Origin of the sequence: Methylophilus glucosoxydans (genome assembly GCF_042676145.1) — a bacterium.
GTDB lineage: Bacteria > Pseudomonadota > Gammaproteobacteria > Burkholderiales > Methylophilaceae > Methylophilus > Methylophilus glucosoxydans.
The window spans coordinates 64,297-84,661 of sequence record NZ_JBHTJW010000001.1; the positions used below are offsets into that span (position 1 = coordinate 64,297).

At 51.2% G+C, this 20,365-nt stretch carries 23 protein-coding genes; 14 read left to right on the forward strand and 9 right to left on the reverse strand.

Going from position 1 to position 20,365, the window contains the following annotated elements; genetic code table 11:
• The first annotated feature begins 146 nt into the window (after positions 1-146).
• Positions 147-1,661, forward strand: coding sequence for an NADP-dependent phosphogluconate dehydrogenase (gene gndA / locus ACFQ1T_RS00280; RefSeq protein WP_194749725.1), 1,515 nt, complete (start codon positions 147-149; stop codon positions 1,659-1,661).
• 288 nt (positions 1,662-1,949) lie between these two features.
• On the opposite strand, the gene ACFQ1T_RS00285 is transcribed toward gndA, so the two are convergent.
• Positions 1,950-2,129, reverse strand: coding sequence for a hypothetical protein (locus ACFQ1T_RS00285; RefSeq protein ID WP_194749724.1), 180 nt, complete (start codon positions 2,127-2,129; stop codon positions 1,950-1,952).
• A 336-nt stretch (positions 2,130-2,465) separates the two neighbouring features.
• On the opposite strand from ACFQ1T_RS00285, the gene thiS reads away from it, so the two are divergent.
• The 6 genes from thiS to ubiA all read left to right on the forward strand — a co-directional run bounded on the left by thiS (position 2,466) and on the right by ubiA (position 6,662).
• A complete protein-coding gene (thiS, locus tag ACFQ1T_RS00290; RefSeq protein ID WP_194749782.1) occupies positions 2,466-2,669 on the forward strand; it encodes a sulfur carrier protein ThiS in 204 nt (67 codons plus the stop codon).
• Positions 2,670-2,720: 51 nt separating this feature from the next.
• Positions 2,721-3,503 (forward strand): thiazole synthase, encoded by a 783-nt coding sequence (locus ACFQ1T_RS00295; protein ID WP_313986372.1) that lies wholly within the window; start codon positions 2,721-2,723, stop codon positions 3,501-3,503.
• A gap of 2 nt (positions 3,504-3,505) precedes the next feature.
• Positions 3,506-3,889 carry a Co2+/Mg2+ efflux protein ApaG gene (gene apaG, locus ACFQ1T_RS00300; protein ID WP_275356445.1) on the forward strand — a complete coding sequence of 128 codons (384 nt, stop codon included), beginning with the start codon at positions 3,506-3,508 and terminating at the stop codon, positions 3,887-3,889.
• Positions 3,890-4,062: 173 nt separating this feature from the next.
• The gene (gene mltA, locus ACFQ1T_RS00305) at positions 4,063-5,214 is read left to right on the forward strand and encodes a murein transglycosylase A (RefSeq protein WP_379073749.1); all 1,152 of its coding nucleotides are present in this window, start codon (positions 4,063-4,065) and stop codon (positions 5,212-5,214) included.
• Positions 5,175-5,774 (forward strand): chorismate--pyruvate lyase family protein, encoded by a 600-nt coding sequence (locus ACFQ1T_RS00310; protein WP_379073363.1) that lies wholly within the window; start codon positions 5,175-5,177, stop codon positions 5,772-5,774. Before mltA ends, ACFQ1T_RS00310 begins: the two co-directional genes overlap by 40 nt.
• A gap of 24 nt (positions 5,775-5,798) precedes the next feature.
• On the forward strand, positions 5,799-6,662 hold the full coding sequence (gene ubiA / locus ACFQ1T_RS00315; RefSeq protein ID WP_379073364.1) for a 4-hydroxybenzoate octaprenyltransferase: 864 nt from the start codon (positions 5,799-5,801) through the stop codon (positions 6,660-6,662).
• Here the strand turns inward: ubiA and ACFQ1T_RS00320 are convergent.
• Entirely contained in the window at positions 6,654-8,213 is a 1,560-nt protein-coding gene (locus ACFQ1T_RS00320) for a type IV pilus assembly protein FimV (protein WP_379073365.1), read from the reverse strand. The two genes, ubiA and ACFQ1T_RS00320, sit on opposite strands and share 9 nt — an antisense overlap.
• A 362-nt stretch (positions 8,214-8,575) precedes the next feature.
• Between ACFQ1T_RS00320 and rplM the strand changes: the two genes are divergently transcribed.
• The 6 genes from rplM to erpA all read left to right on the forward strand — a co-directional run bounded on the left by rplM (position 8,576) and on the right by erpA (position 11,842).
• The gene (rplM, locus tag ACFQ1T_RS00325; protein WP_194749720.1) at positions 8,576-9,004 is read left to right on the forward strand and encodes a 50S ribosomal protein L13; all 429 of its coding nucleotides are present in this window, start codon (positions 8,576-8,578) and stop codon (positions 9,002-9,004) included.
• A gap of 22 nt (positions 9,005-9,026) precedes the next feature.
• Complete coding sequence (rpsI, locus tag ACFQ1T_RS00330; protein WP_049639496.1) at positions 9,027-9,419, forward strand: 30S ribosomal protein S9; 393 nt, start codon at positions 9,027-9,029, stop codon at positions 9,417-9,419.
• A 118-nt stretch (positions 9,420-9,537) separates the two neighbouring features.
• The gene (gene argC / locus ACFQ1T_RS00335) at positions 9,538-10,584 is read left to right on the forward strand and encodes an N-acetyl-gamma-glutamyl-phosphate reductase (RefSeq protein ID WP_194749719.1); all 1,047 of its coding nucleotides are present in this window, start codon (positions 9,538-9,540) and stop codon (positions 10,582-10,584) included.
• Entirely contained in the window at positions 10,584-10,946 is a 363-nt protein-coding gene (locus ACFQ1T_RS00340) for a hypothetical protein (protein ID WP_194749718.1), read from the forward strand. The genes argC and ACFQ1T_RS00340 overlap by 1 nt, the downstream gene beginning before the upstream one ends.
• Positions 10,947-11,011: 65 nt before the next feature.
• A complete protein-coding gene (locus ACFQ1T_RS00345; protein WP_275356451.1) occupies positions 11,012-11,419 on the forward strand; it encodes a bactofilin family protein in 408 nt (135 codons plus the stop codon).
• Positions 11,420-11,485: 66 nt separating this feature from the next.
• The gene (erpA, locus tag ACFQ1T_RS00350) at positions 11,486-11,842 is read left to right on the forward strand and encodes an iron-sulfur cluster insertion protein ErpA (protein WP_194749778.1); all 357 of its coding nucleotides are present in this window, start codon (positions 11,486-11,488) and stop codon (positions 11,840-11,842) included.
• A gap of 40 nt (positions 11,843-11,882) precedes the next feature.
• Here the strand turns inward: erpA and ACFQ1T_RS00355 are convergent, their stop codons facing one another.
• From ACFQ1T_RS00355 to ACFQ1T_RS00380, 6 genes are read right to left on the reverse strand one after another with little or no spacing between them, the layout of a single operon-like run.
• Entirely contained in the window at positions 11,883-13,478 is a 1,596-nt protein-coding gene (locus ACFQ1T_RS00355) for an FAD-dependent oxidoreductase (RefSeq protein ID WP_379073366.1), read from the reverse strand.
• 3 nt (positions 13,479-13,481) lie between these two features.
• On the reverse strand, positions 13,482-15,050 hold the full coding sequence (locus tag ACFQ1T_RS00360) for a polyamine aminopropyltransferase (protein WP_379073367.1): 1,569 nt from the start codon (positions 15,048-15,050) through the stop codon (positions 13,482-13,484).
• Complete coding sequence (locus tag ACFQ1T_RS00365) at positions 15,043-15,258, reverse strand: DUF350 domain-containing protein (RefSeq protein ID WP_049639492.1); 216 nt, start codon at positions 15,256-15,258, stop codon at positions 15,043-15,045. The genes ACFQ1T_RS00360 and ACFQ1T_RS00365 overlap by 8 nt, the downstream gene beginning before the upstream one ends.
• 15 nt (positions 15,259-15,273) lie before the next feature.
• Positions 15,274-15,417 (reverse strand): hypothetical protein, encoded by a 144-nt coding sequence (locus ACFQ1T_RS00370; protein WP_156171694.1) that lies wholly within the window; start codon positions 15,415-15,417, stop codon positions 15,274-15,276.
• Between the two features lie 13 nt (positions 15,418-15,430).
• Positions 15,431-17,386 carry a DUF4178 domain-containing protein gene (locus ACFQ1T_RS00375; protein ID WP_379073368.1) on the reverse strand — a complete coding sequence of 652 codons (1,956 nt, stop codon included), beginning with the start codon at positions 17,384-17,386 and terminating at the stop codon, positions 15,431-15,433.
• 12 nt (positions 17,387-17,398) lie between these two features.
• Positions 17,399-18,397 (reverse strand): SPFH domain-containing protein, encoded by a 999-nt coding sequence (locus ACFQ1T_RS00380; RefSeq protein ID WP_379073369.1) that lies wholly within the window; start codon positions 18,395-18,397, stop codon positions 17,399-17,401.
• A 125-nt stretch (positions 18,398-18,522) separates the two neighbouring features.
• Between ACFQ1T_RS00380 and speD the strand changes: the two genes are divergently transcribed.
• Entirely contained in the window at positions 18,523-18,894 is a 372-nt protein-coding gene (gene speD, locus ACFQ1T_RS00385; protein ID WP_379073370.1) for an adenosylmethionine decarboxylase, read from the forward strand.
• 53 nt (positions 18,895-18,947) lie between these two features.
• On the opposite strand, the gene gltA is transcribed toward speD, so the two are convergent.
• The gene (gene gltA, locus ACFQ1T_RS00390) at positions 18,948-20,237 is read right to left on the reverse strand and encodes a citrate synthase (RefSeq protein WP_275356458.1); all 1,290 of its coding nucleotides are present in this window, start codon (positions 20,235-20,237) and stop codon (positions 18,948-18,950) included.
• Positions 20,238-20,365 lie beyond the last annotated feature (128 nt).

Sequence of the window (20,365 nt, forward strand, 5' to 3'; positions counted from 1 at the left end):
AAGAAAACTAAGGTGCTGAAAATGTTATGCCAGTTGCGATTCTCAAAACAACTTGCATGGGATATTCAATACATACCCTAGTCCAAGCACAGGCCAAAAGCCTGTGCTTTTTTTTCAACTAAATTAACCATTGTTTAGAGAGAACTATGACTATAAAAAATGCGGATATTGGATTGGTAGGATTGGCAGTGATGGGCCAAAACCTGGCGCTTAACATTGCTGATCACGGCTATACCATTGCGGTCTATAACCGTGACCCGAAAAAAATGCTGAACTTCATCGAGGAGTGTAAAAAGAATGAGCCCTCACACGAACGTGTGGTGGGGCATGCTGATTTGGCCTCTTTTGTACTGAGCATCAAGCGTCCACGCAAAATTGTGTTGCTGGTGAAAGCCGGGAGCGCGACCGATGTGACCATTAACGCCCTGTTGCCTTTCCTGGAGCAAGGGGACATTATTATTGATGGCGGCAATGCGCTGTGGACGGACACCATCCGTCGCGAAAAAGAGCTTGCTGCCAAAGGCATTGAGTTCATTGGTTCCGGCGTGTCTGGTGGTGAAACCGGTGCCCGTTTTGGTCCATCGCTGATGCCTTCAGGTACACGCAAGGCCTGGGCTAGTCTGGAGCCCATCTGGCGCGATATTGCAGCCAAAGTGGATCCTGTGACCGGTGCCCCGTTAGAAGGTGGCGCACCTGGCAAACCAGTTCAGGGTGGGTTCTCTTGCGCGGAATATATCGGCCCGGACGGTGCAGGTCACTATGTAAAAATGGTGCACAACGGTATCGAGTACATCGATATGCAGTTGATTTGCGAAGCCTACTGGCTGATGAAAAATCTGCTGGGCATGCCGGCCGATGAAATCGGCAAGGTGTTTGCCGAGTGGAACAAAGGTGAGCTGTCCAGCTTCCTGATTGAAATTACGGCCGATATCCTGCAGCAAAAAGATCCGGCTGGCAAAGGCTTCCTGGTTGACCAGATTCTCGATACGGCAGGCCAAAAAGGCACCGGCCAGTGGACGGCGGCCAATGCGCTCGAGTTGGGGGCGCCCGCCAATGCGATTGCAGCTGCCGTCTATGCGCGTGCATTATCCAGCCTGAAAGAGGAGCGTGTTGAAGCCAGCAAGATCCTCAAAGGTCCAGTGATTGTGCAAGAGAAAGACAAAGTTGCAACCATTGAGGCGATCAAAAATGCCTTGTATTGCTCCAAAATCTGCGCCTACGCACAAGGCTTCCAGCTGATTGATAAGGCGCAAGTGGCTTACAACTGGAAACTCAACTTCGGTGAAATTGCCCAGATCTGGCGTGGCGGTTGTATCATCCGTGCGCGCTTCCTGCAAAAAATCACCGATGCTTATGCATTGAACTCACGCCTGAAAAACCTGATGCTGGATCCATACTTCACCAATGCGATGAACGAAGGTCAGGCAGGCTGGCGTAAAGTGATTGCGTTGGCCGTGACCAATGGCATTCCGGCACAAGGCTTCGCGGCGGCATTGGCTTACTATGATGGCTACAGAAGTGCTGACTTGCCAGCCAACCTGTTGCAAGGTCAGCGTGACTATTTTGGCGCACATACCTATGAGCGCAAAGATCAGCCACGTGGTCAGTTCTTCCACTTAGATTGGCCAGAAGCTGGTCGTCCACAGCTATCTGTTGAATAGTCTGCAGTTTCTTACGATAGCAGTGACCGCTCTTACAGGTAGTTGCTGCTTTTGAATCAACCGCTGAAAATAAAAAAAGATGGCGATAAAAGCCATCTTTTTTTATTTGTCTCATCTTTACTTGTACTTTAACGCAGGGACTTCTATATCGCAGTCGTTGCGCAATTTTTGGGTAAAGGGCGCCCGAAGTGAATTTTCACATATTTCCGGCTAACCCAAGATTGGATTCAAGCATCCAACCTGAAAATCAGTGACCCGTTGCGGGGTCGGTTTGAAACGCCCTGCGTATTAAACGCAGTCGCAACTCGATTCCAAAAAGCGATGAAGCTCGTTGATGGCTTTCAAGTGTTGCTGTTCTTCGGCAAACGCTTTAGCGTTGGGAGCAGCATTGTTGAGGCTGGGGGCGTAAATTTCATCAATCAAAAAATGTTGTGATGAAACGGCTTGGTAGGATTCTACGATTTGCATTTTTACTCTTCCTTTTGGGATTCTCAATATTCATTACACAAAACAACGAATTGTGTTCGCCGTGCTTGTGGCGCCAAAATTAACAAAAAGTTCATTCTGCAGCAATGCGGAATTTGCCGTAGTGACCAAACTTGTCAAATTCTTCAGGCATATTTGTATCGCTACAACATTAAAGCAAACATGGTGCCATGTTCACGCTTAAAATAACGCATACTCCTCCAAGTTGGATGACACGTGTTGAAGATGGCTTGAAAGCATGTGACGTAAAAACTGAAAGCCAAATCCGCTGATTTTTCGTAGAATATCGGCTTGTTTAATAAAACCTTTAAAAGCAGCATGCAAATTTTCGTCAATGGTAAAGCCATGCAACTTGCCGCAGAGGCCATGAGTGTGCAAGCGTTGGTCGAGCAGATGCAACTGACAGGCAAGCGCATTGCGATTGAGCGTAATGGCGATATTGTGCCACGTAGTCAGTTTGCCCACGTGCAGTTACACGCGGATGACAAGCTGGAAATCGTCGGTGCGGTCGGTGGCGGTTAAGCGCGATCTCATCAGCGTTATGCAGCTAAGAATGGAATAGAAAGTTTAATGATGAATGATGCTTTAGTGATTGCCGGTCAATCTTATCAATCCAGACTGTTGGTTGGCACCGGCAAATACCAGGACTTTACGCAGACACGCGCTGCGATAGACGCCAGTGGCGCTGAAATTATTACCGTGGCCATCCGCCGGACCAATATCGGTCAACATGCAAGCGAACCTTCTCTGCTGGAGTATTTGCCGCCGAACGAATTTACTTATCTGCCGAATACCGCGGGTTGTTACAGTGCTGAAGAAGCCGTGCGCACCTTGCGTCTGGCGCGTGAGTTGCTGGATGATCACCGCCTGGTCAAGCTGGAGGTATTGGGTGATCCGAATACCTTGTATCCGAATGTGACCGAAACCATTGCTGCGGCCAAAACGCTGGTCAAAGAAGGCTTTGAGGTCATGGTATATACCTCGGATGACCCGATCATCGCCAAGCAGCTGGAGGACATTGGCTGTGTGGCAGTGATGCCCTTGGCCTCGCTGATTGGTTCCGGCATGGGGATTTTAAATCCATGGAATCTGCAAATTATCATCGAAAATGCCAAGATCCCGGTCTTGGTGGATGCTGGCGTAGGCTGTGCGTCTGATGCGGCGATTGCGATGGAGTTAGGCTGTGCCGGCGTGTTGATGAATACTGCTATTGCGGCTGCGCGTGACCCGGTATTGATGGCAGGCGCCATGAAAAAAGCCATTGAGGCTGGCCGTGAGTCCTTTTTAGCCGGACGTATGGCGAAAAAGCTGTATTCTGCCAGCCCTAGTTCACCAACCACTGGCATGATAGGATAAATGTGACCGAACGCGCCCTCTATGCCTGTCAGGTATCTGTCGAGACAGAGTACTTGCCTGATCAGTCTTCGCCGGAAACGGGGCAGTACATCTATGCCTATACGATTACGATCCGCAATACCGGGCAAACGCCTGCGCAACTGATCAGTCGACACTGGGTGATTACCGATGCTATGCAACAGGTGCGGGAAGTCAAAGGGCTGGGGGTGGTCGGCGAGCAGCCCTTGCTGGCGCCCGATGCAGAATACCGCTATACCAGTAGCGTCATGTTCAGTACACCCAGTGGGGAAATGTATGGCACTTATCAGATGGTGGCCGTCGATGGGCACTGGTTTGAAGTCGATATCCCGACGTTCTGGTTGCATCAGGCAGCCGGGCTGCATTAAACCGCACGCGCAAACATTTGCCTCGTCTGCTGTCTGCTGCATGAGGCCGCAGACCCATCAATGGTCTTTAAATTGAAGTTACAAACGTGTTAACCATCAAAAACAGTTCTGTCATCCGTCTATGTCTTGTCCTCTCCAGTCTGCTGTGGCTGGCAGGATGTCAAACGGTGCCAATGCCGGACACCTCGGGCAGAACATCGCCAGCTCCGAGCAAGCCTGCGGTTGAACAGCCCGGTACGAGTGGCAGTGTCCCGCCTGTTACGCCATCACAAGCCTTTGCCTTGCTCCAGCCCGCGCAGTGGGCAGACCTGCCAGGTTTGGAAAAAGAAGACTGGGTCGCCAGCTGGAAGGCATGGCTACAAGGGTGTCAGGGGCTCAAAAACAAAGCGGACTGGAAAGCGGTTTGTGCTGCCGCGCTCTTGGTGCAGGCTGAGGATGTGTCTGCCATTCAGGCCTACTGGCAGCAATATTTTAATGTGTATGCGACGCGGCAGGCAGATGGCACCTCGCAGGGCTTGATCACCGGCTATTATCAGCCTGTGTTGCAAGGGGCTAGGCAAGCAAGTCCGCGTTACCGCGTCCCGCTTTATCAAGTGCCATCGGATTTGATTACCGTGAATTTGTCGGCATTGTTTCCCGAGCTCAAGTATAAACGCGTGCGTGGCCGCTTGCAGGGCCAAACGCTGATTCCCTATTACACACGGGCAGAAATTGAGCAGCCGCAATCGCCGTTGAATGGCAGTGAGTTAATCTGGGTCAGCGATCCGGTAGAAGCATTTTTTCTGCAGGTACAGGGGTCGGGCATCATTGCGCTTGAAAACGGCGAGCGTGTTCCCGTAGGTTACGCCGACCAGAATGGGCATCCTTATCAGTCTATTGGCAAGATCCTGGTGGGGCGCGGAGAAATGACCGCCAGCGAGGCTTCCATGCAGGGAATCAAGGCTTGGGCACAGCAGCATCCCGAGCAGTTACGCGGTTTGCTGGATGCGAATCCCAGCTATGTGTTTTTCAAGTTGCTGCCACCGGGGTTGTCCGGCCCATTAGGCGCATTAGGGGTGCCGCTCACAGCTGAACGTAGTGTTGCGGTCGATCCGTTTTACATTCCCCTGGGCGCCCCGGTCTATCTGGCGACCACTTACCCCAATGATGTGGCACCTTTGCAGCAATTGATGCACGCTCAGGATACGGGGGGGGCGATCAAGGGCGGCGTGCGTGCCGATGTGTACTGGGGAGAAGGCGATGCTGCGGGCAAGCTGGCGGGGGCCATGCGCCAACAAGGGAAATTATGGGTGTGGTTGCCCAAAACGTTCCCGTTGCCACATTGACCGAGATGCGGCAACTGAAGCAATCTTCTGGGCGGGCCTGGCAACGCGCGGTTGTTGGTCAAACCCCCTTCAGGTCCTGGTTGCAGGAAAGGGGTTCATTAACTGCCCGCCTGAAAAAACACTATCCGGCGTTTTCGGTTGAGCTGTTGGCGCAAGCCTGGCGCAAGCCGCATGTTGACGAACAGGCCATGTTGCGCCTGCATGCGATGTCCCGTGCATGGGTGCGAGAAGTCATGTTGCGCGGAAACGGCCAGCCGCGCGTGTTTGCGCATAGTGTCATCGCGCGTCAGGATTTGCGCGGACCATGGTGCCGCTTGCGTGCAATCGGGCGGGTGCCGCTCGGGGCAGCGCTGTTTGCCAATCCTAAAGTCACACGTGGGCCGTTGCAGTTCCGCAAATTGTACGCACAGCATCCCTTGCATCAGGCGGTATGCCGCTATCATCCGCAGTTGCAGCAACATCCCCTTTGGGCAAGACGCTCCTTGTTCCGTCTGCATCATCACCTTTTGCTGGTGACAGAAGTGTTTTTGCCTGCTTGTGTGGATCATCCCCATGATTAATTTTTTAATCGGAAAGCTTTTGTAATGCAGTCAACCATCAACTGGCATGCGTATTATCGCTTAACCCGTCTGGATAAGCCGGTCGGGATTTGGTTGCTACTCTGGCCCACATTGTGGGGGCTGTTGATTGCAGGCGCAGGGCACCCTGATCTATTGGTGGCAACCGTGTTTGTGTTGGGTACGATACTGATGCGCTCAGCCGGCTGCGCATTGAATGACATTGCCGACCGGCACTGGGATGGCGCGGTGGCGCGCACCCAACGTCGGCCGTTGGCGACCGGGGAGATTTCTGTCAAAGAGGCTTATGCCGTGGCAGTAGCGCTATCTTTGATAGCGTTTGTGCTGGTGTGTACGCTGGGCATGCAAGTGGTGCTGTGGTCCGTCCCAGCTTTGTTTCTGGCGGTTAGCTACCCGTACACCAAACGTTTTTTTGCCATTCCACAGGCCTATTTGGGCATTGCGTTCGGCTTTGGTATCCCGATGGCATTTGTTGCCTTACAGGGGGCTGTGCCGGCAACTGCCTGGTGGTTGTTGCTGGCGAATGTCTCCTGGTCAGTGGCCTATGATACGGCTTATGCCATGGTGGACCGTGAGGATGACCTTAAGATCGGCATCCGTTCATCCGCGATTACCTTTGGTCACCGTGAGGTATTCGCGATTATGCTGTGCCTGATTGCCACGCTGGCCATGATGGCCTGGGTCGCCATTCAGCTCAGGCTGGGCTGGCCATTCTGGCTGGGTTGGATGGCCGCTGCCTTGCAGTTATTCAGGCAATATGGGCTGATCCGGACGCGTCAGCGTGCGCAGTGTTTCAAGGCATTTTTGGAGAATATCTGGATAGGTGCGGCATTAACCGCAGGCATCGCGGGTGCCTATTGGTTAGGCTGATTTGCGTGCACCAGCGGGCTCACCCAGCTCAAAGGTGAAATCGGTCCAGTACTGGAAGGGCGCTTGTTCTGCAGGAGCGAGGATATAGATGTCTTCAGAGAGTTGCTGCAACTCGCGCAAGTTACCATTGATGGAGGTCTCTTCGTCCGGGGCTTTGGGCGCAGGGGGCATTGCAGGCAGGTTTTGTGTCTGGCAGGCAATTTCTTTCAATAGCATGAGGTCTTCAAAGACGCTACGCTCAAAACCCATACGCGGCACAAGACGGGTGTTGTAAACCAGATCGTCAATCAGCGCAATCACCTGCGGCGTGCCCCAGGCCTGCTGCAAGGCTTTCATCACGCGCGGGAAAGATTCGATGCCTTGTTGTTTGAGGTCTGGCGCGTGCTCTACATTCAAGTTGAAGTGCTTGCGGCACTCGCTGGCCATCATGTCAAACTCCTGGTGCTTGCCTTCTTTGGATAATAAATCCAGTAAATACAGCCACATCCAGGGGGAGCATTTCGGGTGTTTGGCCAGGTGTTGTTGCAAGTGCTCAATGGCCTGATTCACTCGACCATGTGTGAAGAGTCTGGAAGCATCTTGCATCACGGACTGCGTGCTTTTTTGTGAGCTGAGTTTTTGTGGAACCGCTTCGAGCCCGAGCACATCATCATTGGCGTGGATAGGAACCGACTTCAAGCGACTTCCGGTTCGTTGGGTATAGGGCGGTTGCGTTGCACCAGAGACTGGATGTGCAGGATTTGGTGAGCTGGTGAGTGGCGGCAAAGTGGTTGCGAATCGCTGGCTGGTTTGCGGCTGGGTCGCCGGACCGGTGGATTCTTCCGTGGCTGAGGCTGGTTGACGGCCTTTGGCGCGCTTGGGTACTGCCGCATGCCGCCTGAGCCAGTCGGCAAAGAAAAAGCCGCTGGCGATCAAGGCCAGGCCTAGCGTCATCACCAGTGTGCGTAGCAGGTGGTTTTCATTCTGCACATGGACCAATTGCGATTTCAGAGAGGCGAGTAAATTCGTTTGCGCCAGTGAACTGGCATAAAGGGCATCGGATTTGCTTTGCAAGGTGTTAAATGCCTGCTGCAATTCATTGATTTGTCCCTGTAACTTGTCGTAGGCCTCCAGCGGGATGCCCTCCTGTATCGGTTGAGAGGGTGCCTGTGGGGTCGAGGTGGGCGCCTCTGCAGTAATTGGCTGGGTCGCTGTTTGCTGAGGCGCCTCTACTTCAAACGACACTTTCATGTCCGGGTGCAGGGTAAAGGTCTGCGCGGTGCGTTGGCATGTATCTGTTAGGGTGACTTTTACCGGGCTGCTCATTGCGCGGTCGGACCATAGCATGAGCATGCCTTGATCCGCGCTCAGTGTGGTGTATTCCAGATGCACAAAATCAGCCACAGATTGCTGCAGTTGAAAACAGCTGATGTCCGTACTGGATGTGGCATGTGTGATCGGCACTTGTGCCAACAGGGGTTGGCCAGGTTCAGACTCAAAGCGGAATGCGGATAAATCCGCGGCCTGCACGAGTGAGGTTGGCGCTAACAAAAGCAACAATGGCAACGCCATGCAGCGCAATGCTGTTGTAATCGTGGACTCTCGCGTCTGTGAATGGCCTGAGCGCATGAAAATATTATTTCTTAATCTCTGCGGTTGAAATGATTCAGTGCATCAAGTCGAAACTTGAGCTAATATAGCATCTGTTTGCAATTATTCCTGATAAAACAAAGATCTTTTGCTTAAAAAGCATACTTTACTTCAACTTATTTGCAAAATTGATGGCAAACAGCCCCAAATCTGCAGCCTGATAAGATCATCAAGGCTCGCGGCATTGGTCAGGGATTATTTTAGAATAATCCGTTGACAAGCTTTCTCAAGCTAGCATATAATCCGCCCTCTTAATTTATACGCTATAACTCGGTAGTTATAAAATGAAAACTTTTTCAGCAAAATCGCATGAAGTACAACGTGACTGGTTCGTGATTGACGCCACTGACTTGGTATTGGGTCGTCTGGCCAGCGCAATCGCTCATCGTCTGCGTGGTAAGCATAAAGCTATTTACACACCGCACGTGGATACAGGCGACTACATCATCGTAGTCAATGCGGACAAAATTAAAGTAACCGGTAACAAGGCTGGTGACAAGCTGTACCACCGTCACTCTGGTTATCCAGGCGGTATTACAACCACTTCATTCTCCAAAATGCAAGACCGTTTCCCAGGCCGTGCATTGGAAAAAGCAGTGAAAGGCATGTTGCCAAAAGGTCCTTTGGGCTATGCCATGATCAAAAAAATGAAAGTGTATGCGGGTGACAAGCACGAGCATACTGCGCAACAACCGCAACCATTAACCATCTAATTCAAGACGATTAGGATAAAACATGATCGGTAAATACAACTACGGCACAGGCCGCCGCAAAAGTTCAGTGGCACGTGTGTTCATCAAGTCCGGTAGCGGCAATATCGTTGTAAACGACAAGCCAGCTGACGTGTACTTCTCACGCGAGACTTCTCGCATGATTTTGCGTCAACCTCTGGAATTGACCAACAACACTGCGAGCTTTGACATTCTGGTCAATGTGCATGGTGGTGGTGAATCCGGTCAAGCTGGTGCAGTTCGTCACGGCATTACCCGTGCATTGATTGACTACGATGCTGCGCTGAAGAGCGCATTGTCCCACGCTGGTTTCGTAACACGTGATGCACGTGAAGTTGAACGTAAGAAAGTCGGTCTGCGTAAAGCACGTCGTCGGAAACAGTTCTCCAAACGTTAATTTTTCAACGTTTGTTACAAACCTGTTGTGCAAAAAGGTCGCATTGGCGGCCTTTTTCATTTATATTAATTAACTTTTTACGCAGTGTGCGTTTTAACTCCTCAACTGGGTAAGGCAGATGGAAAAGATTAAGGTAGGCATCGTTGGCGGCACAGGGTATACCGGTGTAGAGTTATTGCGCTTGCTGGCGCGTCATCCAAATGTGCAATTGCAGGTCATTACTTCACGGGGTGAAGCGGGCCTGCCTGTGGCAGAGATGTTTCCCAGTTTGCGTGGCGTCGTTGAACTTGCCTTTAGTGACCCAGCGACCGTTGATCTGACCCAATGTGATGTGGTGTTCTTCGCCACGCCCCATGGGGTGGCCATGGCGCAAGCGCCTGCGCTGGTAGCTGCTGGCGTGAAGGTGATTGATCTGGCAGCAGATTTCCGGTTGCAGGATGCCGCTGTCTTTGAAAAATGGTACAAACTCCCCCATAGCTGTACCGATATTTTGCAAGATGCCGTCTACGGCTTGCCAGAGCTATATGGCGAAGAGGTGCAGCAGGCGCAAGTGATTGGTAATCCAGGGTGTTACCCCACCACCGTGTTGCTGGGGTTGGCGCCCTTACTTGAGCAAGGCTGGATTGATTTCTCGGTGCCAATTATCGCGGATGCGAAGTCGGGTGTCTCCGGCGCCGGCAGAAAAGCAGAAGTGTCTACGCTGTTCTCTGAAGCGAGTGATAACCTCAGAGCCTATGGTGTGGCCGGGCACAGGCATCATCCCGAGATTCTGGCACAACTCAAAAAACTGTCTGGCAATGAAGCTGTCCAGCTTATCTTTGTGCCGCATTTGATCCCGATGATACGCGGCATGCTCAGTACGCTCCATGTCAAACTCAATAGGCAAGCGCAGCGGGCATCCATTCAGCAGGTGTATGAGCAACGCTACCAGGGGTCGACTTTTGTCGATGTGATGCCGGCCGGTGCGCTTCCCGAGACACGCTCGGTCCGTGGATCGAATGTTTTAAGGATGGCGGTGTACCCACAGGCAGATGATTATGTCACAATCATTGTCGTGCAGGACAACCTGGTTAAAGGCGCCTCTGGTCAAGCGGTGCAGAACATGAACCTGATGTTCAATCTGGCCCCTGAGGCTGGTTTGCAAGTGTTGCCATTGTTGCCATAATGATCAGGCCTATCCGCAGAAGACTCAGGAATCACTTTGGCCTGACTGCCAAACAGGTGGCTGTGCGCTCACATCGTCCCTGGTACTTTCAGGGGATATTGGCGGTCTCCTATGTGGTGATTGGGTTTGCATTGGCCTACTGGGTGTTGCATGATGATGATAGCGAAAATATTCGGCATCGCCTGCGCCAGGTCACGACGGAAAATATAGAGTTGCAGAAGAAACTGATCGCTTCCCAGCGTGAGTTACAGGTGGAATTGGCAACGAGCAACAACCTGGCCAAAACACTGACCGCGCAACAGGACGAAAATATCAAGCTCAAAGAGGAGCTGGTGTTTTACAAAAACATGACCAAGCATTGAGTCTGTGTGAGCAGCGCTGACGCAATCAGGATTGCCATTTAAGTAAATTCGGAACAGGAAGTCGCATGTTTTTCAAGAAAAGTGTTCAAATTGACAGTCACATTGATACCCTGATCGGGCATGAAACGCAGTTAAATGGCAATATGCAGTTTGCAGGTGGCTTAAGAGTAGATGGCTTGATCGTTGGTAATGTGATTGAAAAGCAAACCCATCCCAGTACACTGATTATCAGTGAAAACGGGGCGGTGACCGGCAGTGTAGAGGCTTCCAAAATTGTACTGAACGGCATGATACGCGGGCCGGTGCGGTCTTCCGTCTTTATCGAGTTGCAAAGCAAGGCGCGTATTATCGGCGACCTGTATTACAAATCGCTCGAAATGCACACCGGTGCCGTGATTGAAGGAAAACTGATTTATCTGGGTGAGCAGTCGGAAGCAAGCCCCACAGAAACATCAACGACAGAAGCCAGCTAAACGCGGCCACTTGAAATCCGGCGGATTACCGCCATATACTGAATACGAATTTTACAGGAGTCTATGATGACCACAGAAGCCACCCTTGAAATGCCTAGTCCTTTGGTATTTACCGATAATGCTGCCAAAAAGGTCAAAGAGCTGATTGATGAAGAAGGTACGCCAGAGCTGAAATTGCGTGTGTTTGTGAGCGGTGGTGGTTGTTCCGGCTTTCAGTATGGCTTCACCTTTGAAGAAGAAGTGAACGACGACGATACCCAAGTTGACAAGGACGGCGTGACCTTGTTGATTGACCCGATGAGCCTGCAGTATCTCATGGGCGCAGAAATCGACTATACCGATAGCCTGCAAGGCTCGCAATTTGTCATTCGTAACCCGAATGCGACCACGACTTGTGGATGCGGTAGCTCGTTCTCGGTTTAACTCACTGGTGCGCCTAAAAGCCGGGTTAACCCCGGCTTTTTCATTTTGCACGACGATGTAAACAATGGCTTGCTGCACGTACACCTTGTGCAAAGGCCTCTTCAAAAATTGAAATGCCAGCTGCATCGGTGTGTGCAATATGCAATCTATCGTGCTGTTGGTTTAGCCGCAGGCGATGATGATCTGTTAAAAAACCAGGTTTGGGGAATGTCATCGCATGGCCCCACCGCCAGATGTCCATGTGTGTGATGGACTCTTCAAGCATGGGATGGGCCGTGTGTAGCTCTTGCATAATGCTATGCTGCAGACTTTGCCAGGATTTCGAGTACAGTTCTCTGCGTGCACGGACTGAATCAGCCTGAGCCAGTGCGTGGTAGTAGGTAATCACTGATTCGCTTGGTTGTTGTAGCGTTTGGTGGTTGGCAACCACATAACCCAATCCGGGGCGGTCATAAATGACATTATCCCAGGCGACGGGGAGATTACCCTGCAGTGTAGACGCATGAGAAAGGCTAATATTGGCGACCAACCACGGAGCATGCGAAATATTACGTGCGGATTGTGTCAGATCAGTGTGTTGGCGTAACACAAAAGGCAGAACATGGGCGGGTGAGGCATAAATGACATGGTCGGCTTGCCAGCGGGTAGTCTGTCGGCTGTTTAGATCTAGAGCGTCCACTGTGATGCCGTGTTTTTCTTGACTGATGGCATGTACCAGTTGCCGTGATTGGATTTGGGTCAAAGATTTGCTTGCCAGTTGCTCGGCCAACCAAGCGTTACCTTGTGGCCAGGTCAGTACTTGATCCAATTCAGCGTTTGCGGCTTCGCCGCGGCGTGCAGCAAAATAATGGATACCGGCCCAAGCCGAAATCTGGCTGGCCGGCATGCCGTAATCATCTCTACAAGCGTAATTGACGTACCAGTGAAGCGCTTGCCCTTGCCAGCCTTGCTGGTAGAGGTAATCTGTCATGCTTAACCGGTCCAGCGCCAACCATTGCGGATCCTGTGATGATTCTATCAGAGGAATGCTGAAAGCCGGTTTGCCATCCTTTCCCCGTGCCAGACGAAATGTGTGCATCTGTTGTTCAAACGCTTCTATTTCGGCCAGTTCGTTTTTGCTCAAGCCATGGTGTGGACGCAGACCCTCTTGCCATTGGCCATGGATAAACAGCCGCTCTTGCGGTGCAAAACACAAATAACGCTCGTGATAAGTCGGTTTTTGTGTGTGATGCCCGCTGACAATTGCCCCTGTTTCAGCCAAGAACTGCTTGAGCATATGGTTTTCATGGTTGGGGATGGGCAAATAGTGCGCTCCCCAGGGGTAGGCGCTGATGCGGTTATGCCCACTACGCGCATTGCCACCTGTATTCTCCTCCAGTTCTAGCAAGACAAAATCATGCATGCCCTGACTCTGCAGGTACCAAGCGGCACTCAACCCGCTGATCCCGCCACCAACGATGACTACCCGGTTACGACGTGTCTGGGAGTAGGGTGGAAACTCGCCTTTGGTCAGTGCATGTCCGGCCACATGGTCTGGGCCTAATAGCTGCCCGCCAAACGCTTGATTTTTCCTTGACTGGCATTGCATGAGCAATGGGCTGGCAGCCAGGCTGAGCAAGAATGTCCGTCTATCCATGGCTTAGGGGCCCTGATGATTCCATTCGCGCTCGTAGTAATGCACGAGGTGCTGGTTGTTCAAGCGGTTGATCTCGGCAGGAACGGCTTGCATATCAGGTGGAAAGTAAAATAAGCTGGGCAGCGTCTGGGCTTGAATAAACTTCAAGCCACTGATTTCAATCCGGGCGGGTGGCTGATAGGACTGGTGACTAGCAATCACATAACCCCACTCGCCAAATGACGGGACTAGCGTGTGGTAAGGCGTGGTATGCAATCCGGCACTCGCAATGGTGTTAACGATGCACCAGAACGACTGTCTGGCATAGAGGGGTGAGGTCGATTGAATCACTGCCAGCCCGTGTTGCGAAAGATGGGCGGCAATCAGCTGGTAAAAGCTGGTCGTGTAGAGTTTGCCCAGCGCAAAATTGGTCGGGTCAGGAAAGTCGACGACGATGAAATCATAAAAACCGGATTGCTGGTCCAACCAGACAAATGCATCTGCCGTAATGACCTTAACCTTGGGTGAGTCAAAAGCATGCGCGTTGAGTTGGCTTAATCGCAGGTTATGTTTAAAGGTGTCTGTCATTTCCCGGTCAAGATCGACCAGCGTCACCTGCTCGATGGAGGGGTATTTCAAAATCTCGCGCAAGGCGAGCCCATCTCCACCACCTAGTACCAGAACGTTGCGAGGATGCAAGGCGGCACTTAAAGCCGGGTGTATGAGCGCTTCATGGTAACGGTATTCATCCCGGGAGGAAAATTGTAAATTACCGTTTAAAAACAACCGTGTGTCATCACGCCATTGCGTCAGCACCATGCGCTGATAGCGTGTCGATTTTGAAAATACAATGCGGTCTTCAAACAGCATTTCTTCGCTGTAGCGGGTCAGGTGCTCAGCAAAGATCAGGCCAGCGAACAGTGCTGTGCTGGACAGGGCTGCAACGATCAACAATTGACGACGTTGTCGCAATTGCAGGCCAAATAACTGGATGGCCCAGACCGCAACGGCAACATTGAGGAGTCCGAACACCAGGCTTGTACGCATTAATCCCAGATGGGGAACCAGAAACAATGGAAAAGCCAGTGAGACTGCCAATGCCCCCAGATAATCGAATGTCAGTACTCTGGAAACCAGTTCTTTCAGGGTCAGTGACGCTTCCAGAATGCGCATGACCAGCGGGATCTCCAACCCTACCAGCAGGCCAATCACAAATACCAGTATGTATAAAATAGCATGAAAGGCGAGGCCACCGTTGTAGCCAATCTGGGCAAAGGCTAGAAACAAAATGACTGCGGAAAACCCACCTGTCAGTCCGACCAGCAACTCCAGCTCTATAAATCGTTTGACCAGATGTTGATGAATATATTTGGACGCCCATGAACCTGCGCCCATCGCAAAGAGATAGACGCCGATGACCGTGGAAAACTGCGTGACCGAGTCGCCAAGCAGATAACTGGAAACGGTGCCAGCGACTAATTCATATACCAGTCCGCATGACGCGATAATAAACACAGATGCAAACAGCGCTTGCCGTAGCACCTTGTCATGCACGCTCAGTTGATTGGTTGTTGAAGTGCCCGTATCAGCCATGAATGGCGGCGGCAATAATCATGGCGATGCCTATACACATGGCCGCTACAATGATTGCCAGTGCCAGATTATTTTTTTCTACCACTTCCCGCCACAGTTGGTAAGGCGTGATTTTGTCGATGATGACAAAACACAGCCAGAAAATCACTACACCTAGTAATGAAAAAATGACCGAATTTTGCAGATTAGTCAGTAACAGTGTATCCATAATGCTTCCTTTTGTTTACTTATGGTTGGCTTCATGCGAACCGCCGCGGGTGACATGCATGGCATCATCTCTTTGCCAAAAAGGTTCACCGTCATATTGCAGTTTGCAAAAGTAGGCGATTGCCATCATCGCCGTCAATTGATAAATTCTGAGCCACATGGGATGTATCCTGTCAGGTATTATTCATGGGGTGATCGCTTTCAGCCCAGCGTTGCTGCTCAAAATGGTGCCTGAAATGGTAAAAGAGCGCTGGGCCAATGAGCAAGAAAATCAGCACAAACCAGAAATTCTGCCAGAGCGGGACATTGGCAATCACACGCAGGTATTGGGTTTTTCTGGCATTGACGCTGCCATAGCTACGCTCACTTTCTGCTTCAACCTGTAATTGGTAACGTCCTGGTGGAACCGCGCTAAAAACCACGTTTGTATGGCTATCGTTCTCGCGCCAGTATTCGCCCCCATCGTAGCCAGAATAATCGCTGATTTCGCGACTACTGCTGTAAGTCAGCCCGTTTTGCAGATTGACCAGGCTGATACTGGAGAACAACCAGCTATTGTCCAGATTGCCATCAATATCAATCACCACATTGCCATGGTTTGAATGGATCTCAAATGGCTCACTTTCCAGGTTTGCGCTCTCTGGATTAAGCGTACGATAGTTTGACCAGTCGCTGCTGTCTACAGCGCTGACTTCCATGACCTTGCTAAATACGACTTCCTGACGGGATTCAAATACAAACCAGCATTGCAGTACGATGACTAGGACAACAAAGAGTAGCGTGTTTTTTAACCAGGCATCGACCGATGGTTCATACGGACAAGGTTGATTGGCAAACACGCCCTTTGGCGGCGTAAGCAGCAGTTTGCCCTCAAAGGCGTCATTGACTTGTTCTGGCTGCAGGTATTCCCCTTGGCTCCAGTTGATTTCTTTACCTTGCAACTCTTTAATGAGTAAATAAGGTGGCGCAATGTAATCTTCCAGAGAGGCGCTGTCTTCTACCTTTATCCGCCAGTAAAACTCACCCGCCACCCGGTCAATTTTTGCCTTGTAGTTGGCAAAGTGGCGGTAAGTCTTGCCTTCCAGCATGGCGATGGTGTCCCCTGTGTAGCCTTTACTGATAGACGGGGGTTTGAGGATGGGTTTAAGCAGGTTCCAATGGCCTTGACTACAGACCAGCCAGCGAAAACCATAGCCGGGATGGTGGAGTAGATACTCTTCCCAGTAGTGTAATAAGCCCGAGGCTCTGGTAGAGCGGCGCAGGTAGCCTATCACTGTAAACGTTGCGCGTTCAAAGCGGCCAATGCTCCCGAGTGGAATCGGTAATCGGTTTAATTGTTGCAGCTTGTTGGATTGTTTGAGCAGGATTGCCAGTTTGTCATTGCGGGAGTCCAGGACCGTGGCGCAATGGGGGCAGGTGATGGTCTGTGCTTGTTGTAGCCGGAAGTTCAGGTTTCCGCCGCAAGCCGGGCATTGCAGCTGACGGCTGGAAATCTGAATCGCGCTTTGTTCAAGGTCCCGCAGGTTTTGCAGGTGAAGCGCGGTTAACTCAACTGCCTGTCCCAAATAAAGCGTGGGCTTCGCACCATCAAACTCAAGAGAGGCATAGGTTTGTGCAACAGCCAGTTCGACAAAGTGCAAGGTATGGCCTACTGGCACTGCAGCTGATAGCTCGCCCTGTCCGGCAATACATTTGGCAGTTTCAACACGAATCACGGACATGCGCTGGCCGTTGACCGGTACGCTTAAATCCGGAACGAAGCGCTCACGGGGAAGATCAGGAAGTCCCTCATTGACCTGAAAACTCAGGGAGTAATTGCCTGAAGCCTCAGAGAGCCAGCCGGTCTTGCCATGATCAAATAGCAAATGCCAGCTGTTCCAAAGGCCACTTTCATGTTGAAACTGCAGGCGGCCGATCACGGTAAAGCCATCGCCCAGATAGATGCCACTACTGCCAATTTGTAACAAGCTGCGATCTGGCAGCAGTTCGGCCATTTTGCCCAGATTTTCAAGATTAATATCGTTGCGTAGCAACGTGCTCTGGCAATACTCACAGACCATCAACAGCGTCGTGCTGGCACGAAAGTGGACTTTGGCGCCGCAAGCCGGGCACTGACTATACCGTATCACAGCAACAACGCTTTATTTAATTTGACCCAGCAGCTCAGCCTTTTTGGCGTCAAACTCAGCTTGAGTCAACACCCCCTTGCTGACCAAGGTATGCAGCTTCTCTAGTGTGGTAATAATCTCGTCCTGTGTGGCGGTTGGCGTGGCCGCGTTAGCCGGTTGTGCCATCGCCTGGGCCATATTTTGTGCCATCACCAGCCCTGCGCCCATGCCCGCGCCTACCCCTGCCATGCCACCTTCATTTTGCGCGGCTAACGGAATCGCATCAGCGACTTGGTATTGGGTATACCGATTCAAATCGCCCACCATATTCATACTGATACGTTTATCCAGCACAGCCTGAAGCTCTTCCGGAAGCGAGATGTTTTCCACTGCAAGATTGTCCAGAGTCAGACCGTAACGCGCAAATACAGGCGTCATTTGGGCATGCAAGGCTTGCGCTAGCTGGCCCTGGTTGGCGGCCATATCAATAAAAGGGAGTTTACTACTGGCAAACAGTTGTGTGAGTTCAGCGATCATCACATTACGTAGTTGACCATCCAGCTCTTCGACGGTGTAGACCCCTTGTGTGCCGCACACCTCTTTATAAAACAAAGCCGTATCGCTCAGGCGGTAGCTGTAGATGCCAAAAGCCCGCAATCTGACCATGCCAAACTCTGGATCACGCAGGGTAATCGGATTGGGGGTGCCCCATTTGCGGTCAAGTTGCAAACGATGGCTAAAGAAAATCACATCTGACTTGAATGGGGACTCGAATAGCTTGTCCCAATGCTGCAAATTGGTCAGTAGCGGCAAGTTTTTGGTGTTGAGGGTATGCAAACCAGGACCAAAGCTGTCGGCAATTTGACCTTCGTTCACAAACAATACGCTTTGCGAGTCCCTTACGGTTAACTGGGCGCCGTACTGAATCTCCATATCCATCATGGGGTAACGATAAGCGAGTACACCATGACCCTCTTCCGTCCACTGGATGACATCAACAAATTGTTTTTTTACAAAGTCAAAAATACCCACTCTGGCTCCCTGTTTGTTTTTATTTGACTGGACATGGTTAACGCAAAATTACTATACAATGCGAATCGACCAATTATTGTAAATATACTTCAAAATAGTGATCGTTGTATTGCTTCAGTTCGTTTATGAAAAGATTCGCGCATAGTGGATTACACTTGATGGCCAATTTACATGAGGTGGATCTAGGGTTGACCTTGATGACCCGTGTAGACCACTGTCAGCACTTTTGCCGAAAAGTGGTCAGTGATGCAGGATTGACTATTGTAGGCGAGAGCTTCTATGGCTTTGGTCAGGGGCAGGGTGTGACTGGTGCGCTGGTCCTTGCGGAGTCCCACTTGACGATACACACGTGGCCGGAGTCGCGTTATGTGACTTTGGATGTGTTTGTCTGCAACTATCAAGAGGACAATTCAGACAAGGCGAGCCGCGTGTTTGAGGCAGTGATCGCTGCATTCTCTCCGGGGCATGTAGATCGGTTCGAGGTGCAACGAGCATAATCCTAAAATAAAAACGCCGGAGAAATCCGGCGTTTTTATTGTGTGTTGCTATGTTAACGCTGATGCAAAGGAACGAATTCCCGACGTTCAGACCCCACATACAACTGGCGAGGGCGGCCAATTTTCTGTTCGGGGTCGGCATTCATCTCACACCATTGTGAAATCCAGCCTGCAGTGCGGGCCAGGGCAAAAATCGCCGTAAACATCGAATTGGGGATGCCCATGGCGCGCATGACGATGCCGCTGTAGAAGTCCACGTTTGGATAGAGTTTGCGGGAAACGAAGTATTCGTCCTCAAGCGCAATTTTTTCCAGTTCCATCGCCAGTTTGAACATCGGGTCATCGTGCAGGCCCAGTTCATTGAGCACTTCATGGCAGGTTTTGCGCATGATAGAAGCGCGCGGGTCCATGTTGCGATAAACGCGGTGACCAAAGCCCATCAGGCGGAAGCTGTCGGTTTTGTCTTTGGCGCGTTTGATGAATTCGCCGATGCGGCTGACGTCGCCGATTTCTTCCAGCATGTTAAGTGTGGCTTCGTTGGCGCCACCGTGTGAGGGGCCCCATAGCGAGGCGATGCCGGCTGCGATGCAGGCAAACGGGTTGGCGCCGCTGGAGCCGACCAGACGCACGGTAGAGGTAGAAGCATTTTGCTCGTGATCTGCGTGCAGAATCAGGATGCGTTCAAATGCACGGGCCAGAATCGGATTAGGCACATAATCTTCACAGGGCGTGGCGAACATCATGTGCATAAAGTTTTCGGCGTAGCCCAATTTGTTTTTGGGATACATGAATGGCTGGCCGATGTTGTACTTATAGCTCCAGGCGGCAATGGTGGGAACTTTGGCCAGCAGACGCATGGCAGCCACTTTACGTGATTCCGGGTCGGACACATTGTTGTTGTCTGGATAGAAGGCCGCCATGGCGCCTACGACCGCGATCATGACCGCCATCGGGTGCGCATCGCGGCGGAACCCACGAAATACATTGCTCATCTGGTCGTGCAACATGGTGTGTTCGCTGATGGTGCTCACGAATTCTTCACGTTGATTGTTATCCGGCAGTTCGCCGTGCAGCAACAGGTGCGAGACCTCAAGGAAGTCACAGTTCTCGGCCAGTTGCTCAATCGGATAGCCACGGTAGTAAAGCAACCCTTTTTCACCATCAATAAAGGTAATGCCAGATGTACACGATGCGGTAGACATGAAGCCAGGATCAAACGTGAAATAACCATGTTTGCCCAAGCTGCGGATATCAATCACATCCGTGCCCAGTGAGCCTTTTAATACCGGTAGCTCAATTGCGCTACTATCGTTGTCAAATGTAATGGTCGCCTTGGTAGCCATAACGTACTCAGTCTTTAATCAAGTTGGTTAAATTATACGCAATCGTTTTGTTTTATCACCGCTTGTGCGGTGACTGTCGCGGAAAAGTTAAAAAAACAATCAAAAGCCTGCACCAGATGTAATCAAGT

Bases quoted from the DNA above. Each gene is read 5' to 3' on its own strand.
- gndA (WP_194749725.1), top strand. From the start codon at position 147: ATGACTATAAAAAATGCGGATATTGGATTGGTAGGATTGGCAGTGATG.
- ACFQ1T_RS00285 (WP_194749724.1), bottom strand. From the start codon at position 2,129: ATGCAAATCGTAGAATCCTACCAAGCCGTTTCATCACAACATTTTTTG.
- thiS (WP_194749782.1), top strand. From the start codon at position 2,466: ATGCAAATTTTCGTCAATGGTAAAGCCATGCAACTTGCCGCAGAGGCC.
- ACFQ1T_RS00295 (WP_313986372.1), top strand. From the start codon at position 2,721: ATGAATGATGCTTTAGTGATTGCCGGTCAATCTTATCAATCCAGACTG.
- mltA (WP_379073749.1), top strand. From the start codon at position 4,063: ATGCCGGACACCTCGGGCAGAACATCGCCAGCTCCGAGCAAGCCTGCG.
- ACFQ1T_RS00310 (WP_379073363.1), top strand. From the start codon at position 5,175: ATGGGTGTGGTTGCCCAAAACGTTCCCGTTGCCACATTGACCGAGATG.
- ubiA (WP_379073364.1), top strand. From the start codon at position 5,799: ATGCAGTCAACCATCAACTGGCATGCGTATTATCGCTTAACCCGTCTG.
- ACFQ1T_RS00320 (WP_379073365.1), bottom strand. From the start codon at position 8,213: ATGGCGTTGCCATTGTTGCTTTTGTTAGCGCCAACCTCACTCGTGCAG.
- rplM (WP_194749720.1), top strand. From the start codon at position 8,576: ATGAAAACTTTTTCAGCAAAATCGCATGAAGTACAACGTGACTGGTTC.
- rpsI (WP_049639496.1), top strand. From the start codon at position 9,027: ATGATCGGTAAATACAACTACGGCACAGGCCGCCGCAAAAGTTCAGTG.
- argC (WP_194749719.1), top strand. From the start codon at position 9,538: ATGGAAAAGATTAAGGTAGGCATCGTTGGCGGCACAGGGTATACCGGT.
- ACFQ1T_RS00340 (WP_194749718.1), top strand. From the start codon at position 10,584: ATGATCAGGCCTATCCGCAGAAGACTCAGGAATCACTTTGGCCTGACT.
- ACFQ1T_RS00345 (WP_275356451.1), top strand. From the start codon at position 11,012: ATGTTTTTCAAGAAAAGTGTTCAAATTGACAGTCACATTGATACCCTG.
- erpA (WP_194749778.1), top strand. From the start codon at position 11,486: ATGACCACAGAAGCCACCCTTGAAATGCCTAGTCCTTTGGTATTTACC.
- ACFQ1T_RS00355 (WP_379073366.1), bottom strand. From the start codon at position 13,478: ATGGATAGACGGACATTCTTGCTCAGCCTGGCTGCCAGCCCATTGCTC.
- ACFQ1T_RS00360 (WP_379073367.1), bottom strand. From the start codon at position 15,050: ATGGCTGATACGGGCACTTCAACAACCAATCAACTGAGCGTGCATGAC.
- ACFQ1T_RS00365 (WP_049639492.1), bottom strand. From the start codon at position 15,258: ATGGATACACTGTTACTGACTAATCTGCAAAATTCGGTCATTTTTTCA.
- ACFQ1T_RS00370 (WP_156171694.1), bottom strand. From the start codon at position 15,417: ATGTGGCTCAGAATTTATCAATTGACGGCGATGATGGCAATCGCCTAC.
- speD (WP_379073370.1), top strand. From the start codon at position 18,523: ATGAAAAGATTCGCGCATAGTGGATTACACTTGATGGCCAATTTACAT.
- gltA (WP_275356458.1), bottom strand. From the start codon at position 20,237: ATGGCTACCAAGGCGACCATTACATTTGACAACGATAGTAGCGCAATT.